Raw genomic sequence first — 16,017 nt, 5'->3', positions numbered from 1 at the left:
CCTCCAATTTTCGTCAGAGTTAACCTTTGACAGCTCCTAGCGTAATACCCCCGACAAAATACTTCTGAAAAAACGGATATACGAAAATAATGGGCAGTGTAACGACCATAGAAGTCGCTGCGCGAAGCGTCAGCGGTGAAATATTTCTATACTTGCTGTATGCCAGCTGCTGGTCGGCAACCTGCTGCAGTGCTTCTACTTCAAGGAGAAGTCTTCTTAAATAAACCTGCAGGGTGTCCCATTCGCCGCTCGAGTTGTACAGTATTACATCAAACCATGCATTCCAGTGACCTACGGAGCTAAAAACGGCTATCGAAGCAAAGACGGGCAGCGAAATCGGAAACATGATCTGCATGTATATCCGCATCTCCCCTGCACCGTCAATACGAGCCGACTCCGGAAGGGATTCCGGTAGATTTTGCATATAGGAGGAAATGATTAGCATGTAATAGGCGTTTAGTAAACTCGGAATCCAGTACACATGAAATGTATTGATCAATCCCAACTTCATCATCAGCAAGTAAGTAGGAATTAATCCACCGCTGAAGTACATCGTGACCAGAAACAGTAGCCTGATCCATTTTCGGCCTGAGAACCCGCGGATTGTTACGATATAGGCAAGAAGTCCTGTCATAAACAAACAGGTACAGGTGCCAACAACAACCCGGAGAACCGATATCACCAATCCTTCCAAGAGCTGTGAATTTTGAAAAAGAAGCATATACGAATCAAAAGAGAACTCACGGGGCCAAAAATAAATCCCTCCCCTTGCCGCATCGGCCCCATCGTTCAAGGACAAAGCAAGGAGATTAATGAACGGATATATCATTACAAACGACATGAGCAGCATAAAAAGGATGTTAAACGCATCAAACAGCCGGCTTCCCAAGCTTGGTTTCAAAAATGAGGGCTCCATTCTCCTCCTCCTTAAAATATCGATGTATCGAGCCATTTTTTTGCAGCCCGGTTTGCGCCAAACACGAGCAGCATCCCAATAACAGCTTTCATTAGGCCGACAGCAGCACCATATGAGTAATTGCCAAGCTGAATTCCGTATTTATACGCATACGTATCGATGACCTCGTAATACTCGCGCGTCTGTGCGTTACCGATAAGCAACTGCTGTTCAAAGCCGGCATTCAGAATGCCCCCAATGCCCAAAATCCACAGCAGCACGATCGTTGTTCTAATCCCTGGAATGGTGATGTGCCAGATGGACCCGAAACGTCCGAGTCCATCTACCTTTCCAGCTTCATATATTTCGGAATCCACACCCGCCATGGCGGATAAATAAATGATTGTGGACCAACCAACATCTTTCCATAAATTAGAGGCGGTAATTATACCCCAAAAATATTTGCCCTCACCCAAGAAAGATATTGGTTTGTCTATCAATCCCAGGCGAAGTAAAATGTCGTTCAGTATGCCTTCGTTGCCGATCAGCGTAAATAAAATGCTCGCAACCACAACCCAGGAAATAAAGTGCGGCAGATAGGATATGGTCTGAACCACCTGCTTAAACCGCTTCTTTCGCAGTTCATTCAGCAGCAGCGCCAAAATGATAGGTGCTGGAAACCCCACAAGGATGTTCAAGCCGCTGATAGCTAGAGTGTTGCGCAGAACATAATCAAAATCTGGCGAATCGATAAATGCCCGGAAGTGCTTGAGAGCGACCCAATCGCTGGTCATGATCGATTGGCCGGGGACATAATCTACAAATGCCATCAAGATGCCGTACATCGGAGCATAGTTGAAGATGATAACCCAGGCTATTAAAGGAACACAGATCAGCCAAAGGTTACGTTCCCTGTTCCAAGTGGTTTTTAGCCGCGTCAGCTTCGAAGGCGCTGCCCGTTGAAGGTCCGTCCCCTTCGTAAAATTCATGACATCGCCCCCTTCCATCCATTACTTCCACTCATTCATGCGCCGCTGGTATTCCTTAGTACGAAATGCCTCTATATCCTGAAGACCAGATTTGTTCAATTTGTCCTTGAGTTCATTAAAGCTTGCTTCAGCCTCGGCCTCAGTCTTAGCTGTCACGGCTTTAGCCCACAGCGTTTCGAGGAGCTCTTCAATTTGCGTATTCGTCACAGCGAGCGGATCATTGCCTGGAATTTGTATGGTACCCAGTGTGTTATCGTAGATCGTATCCTTCAGGTTATCGTTCATCAGTTTTTTCCATCTGGCCTCATTGTTAAAATTCTGGTCAAACCAATACGTGCTCTTACCGTCATCCTTCATTGTCCCTACCCCTTCAACCAGCGTAAATACACCCTGACCGACTTTATCGCTATTGGTGAAGTCATACGTTCCGTTAACTACGCCCTGCTTCATTGCATCCACCCACTCGATCTTGCCATCCTTGTACGTCCATACGGACTCTTCAATATTGGGAACGCCCCAGCCTATAATTCTCGTCCCCAAGTCGGTAATCGAAAAATTAAACCATTTCATAATCATCTCCGGATTTTTCGCCTTATCCGTTATAATAGTTCGGTATGTGCCCCGTGCGTTCATCGCAGTCAAGTATGCCGATTCCGCAGTTTGGGCCTTGGCTTTTACCTGAACAAAACGCTGTTCTTCTTTCCAGTCCTTGTTGGTCTTCTGCCATACTTCATGTCCCGCGTTCCAGCTCACCCACCATGAACCGATATGCCCCATAATACGCTCAGCAGAGAATTTAGCCTTCCAATCGTCGAACGTATTAATGAAGCTGTCTGGATCCAGCATTCCGTCACGATAAACCTGATTCATAAATTTGGTCATTTCAAGACCGGCTGGCGTATTGACCCAGTGGGTGTTCGTTCCGTCCTCATCAATTTGATATCCAGCTTTTAACCCCCACATTCCGGATAAAGTTGGGATGACCACTTTATACATCGGTGCATAACCGGAAAGGGCATACGTTCTTTCACCATTAGCATTTACGGGGTGACGCTCCTGCATTTGTTTCAACACTTGATAAAATTGCTCGGGAGTCTCAAAAGAAGGCGCCCCCATTTCCTGCCACCAATCATAACGGATATGGGCTGACGCTCCAGGGATAGGAAGATTACCCCAATAACTTGGAAGCGCATACAATTCTTCTTTGGAGTTTTGGAACGATTTATACAAATCTCCCAACTGGCTCTTTATGTTCGGAGCATATTCGTCTATATACTGACCAATCTCCACGGCTTTGCCCTGCGCGATCCATTTGGCGGCCTGCTCTTCGTTCAGTCCTGTAATGACTTCGGGATAGTCTCCCGATGCAAGCATCAGATTGAGCTTTTCATTCATATCTACGTCATATACCGTCTTGTTCAGCTTTACATTGAATTTATCTAGCAGAAATTGCTGAATCAGACGGCTGTTCTCTTTAACCGTATCCGGATTATCCTGACCAGCATAAAAATTGATTTCGATCGTTTCCGCTGGCACTTCCCATCCATATTCATTCTTAACACCCTCTGATTGAACCTTCCCCTCCGTCTGATCCTTCTCGACAGTCGGATCGGTCCGTTCACCACCACTCGAACAGCCGGACAATAAAGACCCTATCATGACGCAAACCAGCGCAAAGATTGTGCTCTTACGCATACAGCCACCTCCAGAAAGTTATTTACGGACTATCTTACAACAGGTCTGCATCAAGAAATATAGATATTCTTATCCCATGTATCTTTTCTTGCACAAAAAAAAAGAGCCTTACTTGCGGCCCCTTAATCATCTATATATTTTTGCAGTCTTCTGTACTCCGTGGGTGTCATCCCGGTTTCTTTTCTAAACACCTTTGCAAAATGATGATAGGTAGAGTAACCAATACTTTCAGCCACAGCCCATACGGTCAGATTCGTTTCCGTTAGCAGCTGTTTGGCCTTCTCCATACGGAGATTGGTTACATATCTCACAAAGCTCATCCCTGTTTCCTCTTTAAAAAAACGGCTGAAATAAGTGACGGACATGGCGGCATGTTCAGCGGCTCCCGTAAGCGAAAGCTCATATGAACCCATGTGGCTGTCGATATAGCTGAGAGCTTTCCTAATCTGCTGAGTCTGCCCCAATCCGCGCAGCCGCGCTGCCTTATGAAACAGGTCTATACAAGCTGCCTTGAACCACTCACTGGGATGACCAACTGCAGAAGGCTCCGCCTCCTCCCTTAATAACTCCTCCGATATTCGACTGCACATCCCAGCTGCCCTTCTTCTTATGTACGCCACCTGATCTAGGTAAATATCTGCGACAAGGACATCGTCTTGGGTCGATTCCTCCACTAATTGCTGGAATCGCTCTACTTCCCTAATAAGTTCCTTTTCCTGGCCGGACCAGAGGGAGCGAAAGAGCTGTTCAGCATTTTGATGCCAACGAGGTTCAATGCGTCCAGCCAGCCGCTTGCCCTCCAGCTTATCCTGGTCAAAGAAACTTTTCAGGAGCGACATCAGGCTTTCAGGCTCGATCGGCTTCAATAAATAGTCTGTTACGTTGTAACGAAGGGCTTGGTGCGCATACTTGAATTCTGCATGTCCTGAAATAACAATCACTTTAACTTGCCCGCAGCATTTTCTCACTTCCGCAATCAATTCCATCCCGTCCATCTCAGGCATGCAAATATCTGTGATAAGAATATGCGGGGAATTTTTACGGACTAACTCCAATGCATCCTTACCGTTTGAAGCTTCGCCAATGAGCACAAAATCATCCCCCAAGCGGGCGACTAGAGCTCTGAGGCTTCGTTTAATCATTTTCTCGTCGTCGGCGATGATAATCTTATACAATGAACTCACCCTTTCCGTTAGACCGGTCTGCAGCAGCCATCGGGAGTATAATTTGGATGATTGTTTTATGCGGTTCAGAACATACAATATAAAGTCCGCAGTCCATGCCAAAATACAACCTTATTCTGCTGTGTACATTCCACAATCCGACTCCTCTTTCATGAATGTCATTGTTTTCGTGCTCGCCAGAGAATAATAAATTATAGTGATCTTTCACCTCCTGCTCCATTCCGAATCCGTGATCCTCTATCTCCATAACGAAAAAATCCCCTTTTTCCATACCCCGAATGGAAAAATAACCCGGATCAAGCTTGTGCTGCTGATAACCGTGCTTAAATGCATTTTCCAGAAGAGGTTGAAGCATCATTGGCACTGCTTGCACTCTGGCGGCGGCGGTATCATCCACCTCGATCGATATTCGAAGGCGTTCGAACCTCTCGATTTGAATATCCAGATAATCCCTAATATGCGACATCTCGATGGACAGCGGGACAATTTTCGCATGGTTTTCCACACTATAGCGGAAGATTCGAGCCAGGGAGTTGACGACCCGGCTTATTTCAGGAACGTTCTCGACAATTGCATAGGAATTAACAATCTCCAATGTGTTATAGAGAAAATGGGGGTTAATCTGATATTGAAGCGCTTGCATTTTGGAATCCAGACGTTTCAGCTCCAGCTCCTTTTCTCTCACCTGTAACGCAGATACCGTTCGAATCAGGTTTTTAATTTCAAGTACCATTTTGTTAAATTGGCGGTATAAGTAGCCGATCTCCCCTCTTCGTTTCTCCGGCGCTCGCACATCCAGATCTCCGATTTCGATTCGTTTCATTAATCGCTGCAGCACAAGGATCGAATCCGTCAGTGAAAAAGAAACGAACCATGCTGACAGCAAACCGAGGATGAGTCCGAACACCCCGAAAAACATGGTAGTGTTCCGCAGCTTAATTAAATCGGAATTGATTTCATTGAGGGGTGTCTCTGAGACAAATGTAAGGCCGGTCAGATCAGAGACGGCGTAAGCGATCAAAATTTCTCCCTCATCAGATGGGTGAATATCGCCGCCTTCGTTGCCCATAATTATTTTTTCTAATAAGGAGCCGGGGACAGGACCTCCTCTCTTCTCATATTGAGGATGATACATATATCTTCCTTGCGGGTCGGCAATCCAGACAAATCCCCGATTCTCCAGTTGAATGCTGCTAACGACAGCAAGGATCTGCTCAAACTTGAGATCAACCATCAAGATTCCCCAATTCTGCGTACCCGGGCTGTAAAATTTGACCGCTAGAGTAAGCAATTCCAGATCATTGTAGCGGGTCCTACCCATGATCTGAAATTTACCGGCTGATTCAAACTTGCCTGCCATCTCTGCGAAACGCCTTTGTGCAAACAGATTGCTATAGCTGGAAGCACCGATTCCGTCCTGGGTAACGACTGAAATACCATAAATGTCGGATCGACCGACCATGCTATTTGAGATCATTTTAGTAATCGGCCTTGAATACAATAATCTTTCGTAGGGGCCTTCTGCGGCATGATCCAAAAATTCTGCAGAAATACTGCGGGCAGTCATAGGCAAGGTTAGATTTCCTATCTCCCTAATATAAACGTCCATACGACTACTCATTTGATTCATAAGCTGCCGACTCAGGCTCAAGGTGTTGTTCCGAATCGCAAGACTTGACATTTTGTACCAATATACACCTATTCCTACCAGCAGCACACACAGAATGAAGAACACAGTGAAAATCTGTTTCCTCAATGAAGATCTCAGCTTTCCCTCCCCCTTCGTTAATCCATCAATTCCGAAAACTTTAATATATTGTATGTTCTCTTTTATCTCCTGGCAATTAGGACTTTTGTATGAAAATAAGGAGAATATGGCTAATCCAAGTTGAATTTGAGGTAAGCACTCGGCAAACTATTACTTTCTTCCCCTTTTCAGCTAACAACGTTTCTATCAGTCTCTATCTGGTTATAAAAGAGCGATACAAACTTCAAGGAGGATTGTCACATGTTGACTATACATACAATGGCACCGTTCCATCATCAATATCAAAGGCCTCAAGCTGTGAATACCCCAAAGAAAGATCAGACAGGAGATAAACCTGCAACATTTCATGAAATTCTAACTCAGAAAATAAATGAAAAAAATACGGTGCGTGGACCGCTAAAGTAACTAGACATTCATAACTAAAGAGCATCAAAAATAATGCGGACTTACATCTCGCGGACAGACAATCCGCTATTTAGCAACATTCCATGTATTCTAAGTGCTAAGCGGACTCCGTTTCCGTTATTTACTCGATTCACAACTGAATTTACTCATAATTTAGGTAATAACGGATCCTCTGTCCTTCAAAGTTCAAAAGTGGCACTTATATAGAAAATAGTGGAACGTCAGTCCGCTAATACTGCAACTGCAAGTGCAGCTATAAACGTTAATTATATATTCTAAGCTTCAAACCACGTTTCCATCAAAAGTTCAATATACTTATACTTCTCCACCAAAAAGACGCCTGTTAATGCAGGCGTCTTTTTTCTATTTCAATAAAATGTAAAAAAATCTCACCAACGCACTTTCAATCGCTAGTTATATCTGTTATACTCGATATATAACAGTTATGACGAATTGAGGTGGTTACATGATCATTCAGCTTGATATGCAGTCGGATGTGCCTATATATACACAACTTATCAATCAGATTATAGAAGGGATCGCCAGCGGCAATCTCCAGCCTGGAGAAGCTCTCCCTTCTGTCAGAAGCCTTGCATCCGATATCGGAATCAACCTTCATACCGTTAATAAAGCATACACATTACTGAAACAGGAGGGATTCATTCAAATCCATCGGCAGAAAGGTGTTGTTGTTAATCCTGACGGTCTTCCGGAAATCACACCAGAGTATGAAGATAAGCGACGGAGCCAGCTTAAGCCTATCATTGCGGAGGCTATATGCCGTGGTATGAGCAAAGAACTAATATTGCAGGTAGTAGCAGAAATTCACGACGAAATCACTCACACTAAGGAAGGTGGATAAACTATGTATGTTATTTCAGCTGTAATCATCGTGTTGATGGTCATTCCTTTGCTCGCGGCCTTTGTATTCATGCCCTATTTCACACGAGAGACCTTAAGCTTTGGTGTTACGGTGAGTGAGGAGACATTTCACAGTGAACCCTTGCGGAAGTTGCGCAAGCAGTACTCTGGATTGAGCGCTCTTGTGTATATTCTGGTGATCGGTTGCTGCTTGCTCATATATGCCTTGTGGCCAGATGTATCCGAAGAAATCCTAATTACTGCAGGGATTCTAAGTATAACGGTCTTCTCGATTATGATGAATTTGAAGTTCCATTATAAAATGAAGTCCATAAAAGCGAATCTACCGACTGTTCCTACCAAACGCCAAACGATCGCCATCGACACCCATTTTAGACGCAGAAAGCTCGTTTTCTCCAATCGATGGTTTATCATCCACGGAATAATTACGGTCATCAGTGCTTGCTGGACACTATCCTACTATGACAGCATCCCTAACCAAATTGCTATGAAGTTTGATTTGGCAGGCAATGTAACCCGGTTTGCCGACAAATCGGTTCACACGGTTCTATTCCCAAATATCATGCAGATTGTCATGATTGTCCTGTTCATATTTGTAAATTGGTCCATTCTCAACAGCAAACAACAGATTGATCCAGGATCCCCATCTGAATCTGCAGCACGTAATGCCAGTTTCCGTCTAAGATGGTCCTTCTTCACCATCATGACGGGGCTAATTATGATCTTACTCTTTTCCTTTATCCAGCTGAGTATGGTTCTGAACTTAAGTCCGAGTACCATGGCACTTGTCAGCACGCTCTTGCCTGCTATTATCGTCATCGGAACACTTGTGATCACATTGACTACCGGCCAGGGTGGCAGTCGTATCGGGCCAAAACGCCCCCCATCAACTGTTCAGCCTTATGACGACGATGCATATTGGAAGCTTGGTGGCTTGTACTTCAACCCTCAGGACCCTGCTATTTTTGTAGAAAAAAGATATGGTATCGGCTGGACGATCAACGTCGCCAATAAGAAGGCTTGGTTCATTCTGCTGGGCATTATCGCCTTTGCCGTTGCAGCTTCATTATTCTCCACTTAATCAAAATAAACCATAAAGAGAGCAGGCCGCCCAAGGATAAACCTTGAGCGGCCTGCTCTTTGCTGTAATAAACGTGAAGTTGCTGTCCTTACACTATACTAACTACACTCTATCGAACGAACCCATGCGAACTGTTAAGAAATCATTAGTCCCATTTCTCTTGCCGCTTCCTTAAGCACCGGAGCATACTCTCGAAGTGTATCTGCCGAAAGACGGCTCACCGGGCCTGACATTGATAACGCGGCAGCAATCTTGCCACTCCGATCTAGAATCGGTACAGATACAGCTGCTGCTCCAGGTTCCCGTTCCTCAATACTTATCGCATACCCATTCTCAATGATTTCCCTCAGCTGGAGTCGATATAGGTTCCGATCAACGGACTCAGGCCAATCCGGCGCATTCAAAAGCTCCTCTTGGTCTGATGGAGGCGCATAAGCCACTAGCACCTTGCTAGACGCTCCGACCGATAAAGGCAGCCGCGTACCTACCTCAGCAACCCTACGGATCGCCTGGTTGCTCTGAACGGCCTGTATGCGAATACGTTCCTTGCCATCTCGAAGGTATAGACTTACGGTTTCCCCCAGCCGATCTCGAAGTGATTCCATCGCAGGTAACAGCAAAACTGCCGGGTCATCACTATGTGATAAATGTGTGGAGAGCTCCCAAATCTTCATCCCCAGCCGATATTTATCCGTTCTGCTATCCCGAACGACAAAACCTCTCTCTTCAAGTGTGGTCATCAGTCGATGCACCGTACTTTTATGCAGTCCGATAAGAGAGGAAATTTCCGTTAAAGCCAGTTCATGACTCTTTGTAAAACACATTAATATATCAAGCGCACGTTCTACGGCACGCACGGTTAATTTACGGTCTTCCATACCCGCTTTCCCCTCTCTTGTTTCATTACATGAAACCTGGTTACAAGAATTATAAGAAAAAATAGACCGGAAGTAAACTGAAATCCTCATTTTACAATTGTCTAACAATCTTCTATTTTACATTGACTAAAACCATTCACAGCATTACGATAATAATAATTTTAAACGTTTTCATTTTAATGAAAAGAATTTATGGTAAGGAGGGGCCACACATGAATATGATCACTGGTAACAACGCCCCACTATCCCAGATGAATGATACGCCAACTGGCCTTTCTGCCCGTATGATTCGGTTCAGACATATTTTACTCGCTCTTATCCTATCCGTTGTCTTTTTTCTCGTTTTTTGCTTTATAGCTCTCCATGCCTATATCGCCTGGGTTTTGTCGAATCCTACGGTTGCCCCGCTGTACTCGAATCCGAAACTGGCAAAAGAAATGGAATACGAGAACGTCCTATTCCACTCTATTGACGGAAAACAAACGCTAAGCGGTTGGTACATTCCTGCACAATCATCAACTCGAACGATTGTGCTCAGTCACGGATACGGAGCGAATCGTGAGGAAACGTGGATTCCCATGTACGACTTAGCGCACTATGCTCATAACTTGAATTTCAATGTCCTGATGTTTGATTATGGCTTTGCTTCACAGACTAGTAAAGAAGTCGCCACAGGAGGAAAAGCAGAAAAGCGTCAGCTTCTCGGCGCCATCCAATTGGCCAAGCAGCGTGGCGCTAAGCAAATTGTTGTCTGGGGCTTTTCAATGGGAGCCGGTACGGCCCTGCAAGCAGGTCTCGAAACTAAGGATGTTGATGCAATGATACTCGACAGCACCTTTTTGCTCGAACCAGACACCCTGTATCACAACATCAAAAATCAGATCGATTTGCCACGTCACCCATCACTTGAAATACTTGAGATATTATTCCCTATTCTGAATGGTACCAGTCTTGACCAGATTCCGTATTCAGAAGTTAAATCGCAAGATTATCCGTTTCCGATCTTATTCATCCATGGAACGAATGACGACAAAGCACCTTATCCAATTGCAGAGAAAATCGCCTCCAATCAGACTCATCCCGATTCTGATTCATGGATCGTCGAAGGTGCTCGTCATGAACTCATTTTCCGCGAAAATCCGCGTGAATATTTACGGCGCGTGTCCACATTCCTCGGAAAATTAAATTCTCCTGACGGACCTATGCCCGAATAATACAACGACCTAATTCAAAGCCGGTAGCACGTAAGATGCTACCGGCTTTTTTCTGTTATTCACTTCATAGGACAGGCGTCCACTCGAATATAGATTCATAGTGATGAATGAGACAGGAGGAAATACTTATGCTGTATATCTATGGAGCTATGCTCCCCGCCAGAATTTTAGAAGAAATAAGATTTTGGAAACAGCAAGAAATGGAGCATACAGAAGTCATTAAAGCGATCATTCCTAGTCTGGAGACGGTTTATGTTAAACTGCTGGACGATTGGGCTATCGTCTTTGGAGAAACACAGAAAGCAGCTGATCAACTGCTTCGTCAAGTACTCGCCACCTCAGGTGCACTATCCCCTCAGCTTATTGCTCAAATAGAGCTAATCCTTCGGGTCTCTCTTGAGCAGTCGAAAGAATTCATACGTCAGCTACATATGATAAAAGAGAACAGCGCTTCTGTAAAACAAGTTCCTCTTGCCGACACGGTGTTACTCCATATTATTCGAGAGTCTGAATACTTTATAGATGTTCTTAAAGAACTCAGCAATCCTGGTGCCATACAGCGTTTGATAGACAATCCGGAATCCTTCTCTACTTCTCCTCAAGGCCCAGTCGTTACACCGTTTCAACAAGAGCATATTGAAGCCGTTATTCAAAGTGTCTCCTCCCCTCCTAGTCAAAAGCCAGTACCTATCGGAGGGCACCGCCTCCCTCCATTACCTTATCCATACAATGCCCTTGAGCCTTATATTGACGAAAAAACGATGCGTATCCATCATGACAAGCATCATCAAAGTTATGTGGATGGCCTTAACAAAGCAGAAACAAAGCTTGAAGAAGCTCGCAATAGCGGAAATTTTGATTTAATTAAACACTGGGAGCGAGAGCTCGCGTTTAATGGTGCAGGTCACTATCTTCACACTTTATTTTGGTCCATCATGAATCCGAAGGGTGGCGGCGCACCTAAGGATGAACTGGCCAAGCAGATCAAGAAAGATTTCGGCAGCTTCGAACGATTCAAGAAGCAATTTACGGAAGCTGCGGACAAGGTCGAAGGCGGAGGCTGGGCTATTCTGGTCTGGAGCCCTCGCAGCCATCGCTTGGAGATCCTGCAGGCCGAGAAGCATCAAAATCTTTCCCAGTGGGATGTCATTCCAATTCTCGCTCTAGATGTGTGGGAACATGCATACTATTTGAAGCATCAGAACAATCGTAAAGATTACATCAATGACTGGTGGAATGTCGTATATTGGCCCGAAGCCGAGGAACGCTTCGAGCAGGCTAGGAGGCTTAAGTGGCAACCGTTCTGAGTTATACGAAGTTCAAATTGCTCTCCTTCAAAAAAAAGACTCCGCCAACTGGCGGAGCCTTTTCTATATCACGCAATCAAGAACTGAAACTTAGTCTTTAATTAAAGACAGGAATTCAGCACGTTGAGCTGGATCCGTCTGGAATGTTCCCCGTACAGCAGAAGAAATCGTCTTGCTTCCTGGTTTCTTCACTCCGCGTGCGCACATACACAAGTGTTCACCTTCCACCACGACCATAACGCCATGAGGCTGAAGCACTTCAACCATAATGTCCGCAATTTGGGATGTAATTCGCTCCTGAACTTGTAAACGGCGAGTAACTGCCTCTACCAGACGCGCCAGCTTGCTTAAGCCTGCGATTTTGCCGCTAGGTACATATCCGATGTGCACTTTACCGAAAAACGGTGCCATATGGTGCTCGCATTGGCTGTAGTACACAATGTCCTTTACAATAACCAATTCCTCATGCTGCTCGTCAAATGTGACGCCAAGCACTTCACGGGGATCTACTTCGTATCCGGCAAAAATCTCTTTATACATCCGTGTTACGCGGGCAGGTGTCTCCAACAGGCCCTCTCGCTCAGTGTCTTCACCGATCAGTTTGAGAATTTGCTCAACATGGTATTCAATCTGCTCACTATTCTCAACAACTTTATTATTAACATAATCTTTTACGCCTGCCACGATATTTCCCCCTTTCCATAAAAAAACAAACGGCTATCTATCAATTCATTATTTACGCTTGCGTCCCTGGCCTTTGCCCGGTGCCGGCTGGTTTTTCATCATTTGCTGGGCACGTTGCATTTGTTTACCATTCAAATTGTAGCCCATCTGTTTAGCCATCTTTTGCAGCATTTGTGGATCGTTCTGCATTTTCTCCAGCTGCTTACGGAGATAAAATACACCGATAAAAAATCCGCCAACCAGACCCACGATCAATGTAATAATCGGAATAACAATGTCCATCACTTGACCACCTTTTGCTCATACTAATATTTACCATTTAATGGCGCATATACGAACCTATCATAGCATGTCCTTTTCGGGACAGCAAATGGAAAAAACGAGTCTCTTGGGTCAGTCCTGATTCCAATTTCTAATGGGCTTTTCGGTCAGGAAGAGAACCTTCCAACGTGAGAAGAGTACGTTTTATTTCCAATCCTCCACCATAACCTACGAGTGTCCCATCCATTCCGAGCACACGATGGCAAGGAACGATAATCGGAACCGGATTTTTGTTATTAGCACCGCCAACGGCACGTACAGCTTTTGGCCGCCCGATGGCTTCAGCTACATCTTTATATGAACGGATACTACCGTATGGAATCTCCTTAAGAGCTTCCCACACTTGCAATTGGAACGGAGTACCACGCATATCGAGCGGTACCGTAAACTCCTTAAGCTCACCTTCAAAGTACCGCTTCATCTGTGACGATACTTCAGCAAGACGCTCCTCGCTGCGTTCATATAAGGCTCCGCCAGCCCAAGTACGCGACCACTGCTGTAGAACAGCCTCTTTAACATAAAAAGTACCAAACTCAATTAAGCATACACCCAAATCAGTTGCTACAATGGTTAATGTCCCAATTGGCGACTGAACTTCGTTATAATACAGCACATCAGTTGGGATATTCGGGGTAGCCATCGGTTCAGCTCCCTTTAGTGCATCCGTAACCGGCTGTTCACTTTCAATCACAGGCACAATCTGATCAGCAACACCAGCTTCCGCTGTTTTCAATGAAGCCGAAGATTGGATGCTAACTTGTTCTTCTGGCACCGTTGCTCCACGCTCAGGTTGAAGTTTATTTAAAGCTTGTTTAAGCATATTGCGTACAGTTTCATCTCGTTCTGAATTCATGCCTTTTTCTAAGTTGCTCAAAGCATCTTCGCCTCCAATGCGCCCCAGAGCCCATGCGGCAGTTCCACGCAGTTCTGGGCGCGGATCTTTCAGCAGCACCTCGCTAAGCTTCGGTACTGCCGAAGCGTCTTTAAAGTTGCCAAGGGCGATTACAGCATTGCGCTGGATCGGTTTTCTTCCCCTCCATGCCGCAGATGTATCACCGAATGTTTCCTTAAATTCACGGTTGCTCATATCAAGAATTGGAAGTAGAAGAGGCTTCGCCTTTTCTGGATCTGGCTGCAATTCTTCATGATGTGTCCAGTTCAAGCCTTTATTTTTCGGGCAAACAATTTGACAGGTATCACAGCCATATAGCCGGTTACCAATTTTGCGCATGACTTCTTCATCTAAAAACCCTTTGGTTTGAGTAAGAAAAGATACGCAGCGCTGTGCGTTAAGCTGTCCCGGACCGACAAGGGCCCCTGTAGGACAAGAATCGATACATTTCGTACATTCCCCACAGTCCTCTGTTACCGGTGAATCTGGAGGAAAAGGAATATTCGTAACCATCTCTCCAAGGTAAATCCATGAGCCGAATTTCGGAGAAATTATGGCACAGTTTTTAGCGCTGAAACCGATTCCTGCTCGCTCGGAAACCGCTCTGTCCACAAGTGCTCCCGTATCCACCATACTCTCCAGCACCGCATCTGGAACACGCTCACGAATGAATTCCTCAAGTCTTGACATCGCATCCCGCAATACTTGGTGATAATCTCTTCCCCAAGCCGAACGCGCCATAATTCCCCTGTACTTCCCAGGCTCGGATTTTGGCGGATTACTCATTTTGGACGGATATGCAACGGCAATCGCGATAATTGATGCTGGCTTTGTACCAGGGAGTGCAGGTGTAACCCGTTTATCTAAATCCGACTCCTCAAACCCGGATTCATAACCCTTATCACGGTGATTTTGCAGAATTGATTTTAGCGATACAAACGGATCTGCTGAAGTAAATCCTATATCATCAATGCCTAAACTCGGTGCAGCTTGCTTCAGCTCTGCTTTCAGTTCCTCCCATACGGAGGACGATGGAGCGTAGGCTCCAAGTCGTAGAGTCATCTCCAGCGCCTCCTTTCCTGCCTTGAACTTCTATAGTCCTTTTATTTTAGATAATGGCCAAAGAATAAACTCCGCACGCCCAACAATGTCTGATTCCTTTACACTACCGAATTCACGACTATCTTTGCTCTTTCGGAGATGCCTGTTATCTCCCATAACAAAATAATGATCTTCCTCTATTGTAATTGGAGCGAAATCAGGATCTTCAATCGGGACGTCTGTATAAGATTCTTCCTGTGCCTCACCATTTACATACAAAATATGTCCCTTTACCTCGACGGTGTCGCCTGGCAAGCCAACAATTCTCTTGACCAGAAACTCTTTCTTATCCGGTCCATTACTCGGATCCTTAAGCACGATGACATCGCCACGATCGGGATCAGCAAACTGGTATACCAATTTATTGATAAATAGACGCTCGGACGCCTCCAGTGTCGGCTGCATTGATTCTCCTTTAACCATAGACAAATTAAAGACAAACATATTCAGAAGAACCATGATACAAAATGCAATGGCAATCGTCTTGACCCAATCCCACAACTCCGTTACCCAACTGTTCTTCTCAGCTGCTGCCTCTTGGGGATTTACTTGATCTCCATTCTCACTTGAACCGGGAGAATTTAATTGTCCCATACTACACCTTCTTTGCTTCAAGTTTACCCCATTGCCGACAGCCATAGGAGGATATATAAAAAATCGGTACATTAATAGAAAAGCATATCTCTCTCCCATTTGCAACGGTCGATAGATATGCTTCATA

The 16,017-nt window shown here is 45.0% G+C and carries 15 protein-coding genes; 5 read left to right on the top strand and 10 right to left on the bottom strand.

Going from position 1 to position 16,017, the window contains the following annotated elements; all coding sequences use genetic code 11:
- Positions 1–19 precede the first annotated feature (19 nt).
- From ACFQV5_RS17240 to ACFQV5_RS17220, 5 genes are all read right to left on the bottom strand, one after another.
- Positions 20–916 carry a carbohydrate ABC transporter permease gene (locus ACFQV5_RS17240; RefSeq protein ID WP_379248590.1) on the bottom strand — a complete coding sequence of 299 codons (897 nt, stop codon included), beginning with the start codon at positions 914–916 and terminating at the stop codon, positions 20–22.
- A gap of 11 nt (positions 917–927) precedes the next feature.
- Entirely contained in the window at positions 928–1,884 is a 957-nt protein-coding gene (locus ACFQV5_RS17235; protein WP_379248589.1) for an ABC transporter permease, read from the bottom strand.
- 21 nt (positions 1,885–1,905) lie between these two features.
- Positions 1,906–3,579 (bottom strand): type 2 periplasmic-binding domain-containing protein, encoded by a 1,674-nt coding sequence (locus tag ACFQV5_RS17230; protein ID WP_379248588.1) that lies wholly within the window; start codon positions 3,577–3,579, stop codon positions 1,906–1,908.
- Between the two features lie 122 nt (positions 3,580–3,701).
- Complete coding sequence (locus ACFQV5_RS17225; RefSeq protein WP_379248587.1) at positions 3,702–4,754, bottom strand: response regulator; 1,053 nt, start codon at positions 4,752–4,754, stop codon at positions 3,702–3,704.
- Entirely contained in the window at positions 4,747–6,519 is a 1,773-nt protein-coding gene (locus ACFQV5_RS17220) for a cache domain-containing sensor histidine kinase (protein ID WP_379248586.1), read from the bottom strand. The genes ACFQV5_RS17225 and ACFQV5_RS17220 overlap by 8 nt, the downstream gene beginning before the upstream one ends.
- 252 nt (positions 6,520–6,771) lie before the next feature.
- Here ACFQV5_RS17220 and ACFQV5_RS17215 point away from each other — a divergent pair, with 252 nt between their 5' ends.
- From ACFQV5_RS17215 to ACFQV5_RS17205, 3 genes are all read left to right on the top strand, one after another.
- Complete coding sequence (locus ACFQV5_RS17215; RefSeq protein WP_379248585.1) at positions 6,772–6,936, top strand: hypothetical protein; 165 nt, start codon at positions 6,772–6,774, stop codon at positions 6,934–6,936.
- Positions 6,937–7,402: 466 nt separating this feature from the next.
- Positions 7,403–7,798, top strand: coding sequence for a GntR family transcriptional regulator (locus tag ACFQV5_RS17210; protein WP_379248584.1), 396 nt, complete (start codon positions 7,403–7,405; stop codon positions 7,796–7,798).
- Between the two features lie 3 nt (positions 7,799–7,801).
- The gene (locus tag ACFQV5_RS17205; RefSeq protein WP_379248583.1) at positions 7,802–8,899 is read left to right on the top strand and encodes a DUF1648 domain-containing protein; all 1,098 of its coding nucleotides are present in this window, start codon (positions 7,802–7,804) and stop codon (positions 8,897–8,899) included.
- A 134-nt stretch (positions 8,900–9,033) separates the two neighbouring features.
- On the opposite strand, the gene ACFQV5_RS17200 is transcribed toward ACFQV5_RS17205, so the two are convergent.
- Complete coding sequence (locus ACFQV5_RS17200) at positions 9,034–9,777, bottom strand: IclR family transcriptional regulator (protein WP_379248582.1); 744 nt, start codon at positions 9,775–9,777, stop codon at positions 9,034–9,036.
- Positions 9,778–10,028: 251 nt separating this feature from the next.
- Between ACFQV5_RS17200 and ACFQV5_RS17195 the strand changes: the two genes are divergently transcribed.
- Together ACFQV5_RS17195 and ACFQV5_RS17190 are read left to right on the top strand one after the other, a co-directional pair.
- Positions 10,029–10,991, top strand: a complete 963-nt coding sequence (locus tag ACFQV5_RS17195; RefSeq protein ID WP_379248639.1) for an alpha/beta hydrolase — start codon at positions 10,029–10,031, stop codon at positions 10,989–10,991.
- Between the two features lie 128 nt (positions 10,992–11,119).
- Positions 11,120–12,298, top strand: coding sequence for a Fe-Mn family superoxide dismutase (locus ACFQV5_RS17190; protein WP_379248581.1), 1,179 nt, complete (start codon positions 11,120–11,122; stop codon positions 12,296–12,298).
- A 90-nt stretch (positions 12,299–12,388) separates the two neighbouring features.
- Here the strand turns inward: ACFQV5_RS17190 and folE are convergent, their stop codons facing one another.
- From folE to lepB, 4 genes are all read right to left on the bottom strand, one after another.
- A complete protein-coding gene (gene folE, locus ACFQV5_RS17185; protein ID WP_379248580.1) occupies positions 12,389–12,982 on the bottom strand; it encodes a GTP cyclohydrolase I FolE in 594 nt (197 codons plus the stop codon).
- A gap of 48 nt (positions 12,983–13,030) precedes the next feature.
- Positions 13,031–13,264: a YneF family protein gene (locus ACFQV5_RS17180; protein ID WP_379248579.1), complete on the bottom strand. Its 234-nt coding sequence runs from the start codon at positions 13,262–13,264 to the stop codon at positions 13,031–13,033.
- Positions 13,265–13,394: 130 nt separating this feature from the next.
- Complete coding sequence (queG, locus tag ACFQV5_RS17175; protein ID WP_379248578.1) at positions 13,395–15,257, bottom strand: tRNA epoxyqueuosine(34) reductase QueG; 1,863 nt, start codon at positions 15,255–15,257, stop codon at positions 13,395–13,397.
- A 30-nt stretch (positions 15,258–15,287) separates the two neighbouring features.
- On the bottom strand, positions 15,288–15,890 hold the full coding sequence (gene lepB, locus ACFQV5_RS17170) for a signal peptidase I (RefSeq protein ID WP_379248577.1): 603 nt from the start codon (positions 15,888–15,890) through the stop codon (positions 15,288–15,290).
- Positions 15,891–16,017 lie beyond the last annotated feature (127 nt).

Source organism: Paenibacillus sp. GCM10028914, from assembly GCF_042666275.1.
Lineage (GTDB): Bacteria > Bacillota > Bacilli > Paenibacillales > Paenibacillaceae > Paenibacillus_AQ.
Note: the sequence above shows the minus strand (reverse complement) of the source record. Positions and strands in the feature narration are given on the sequence as shown.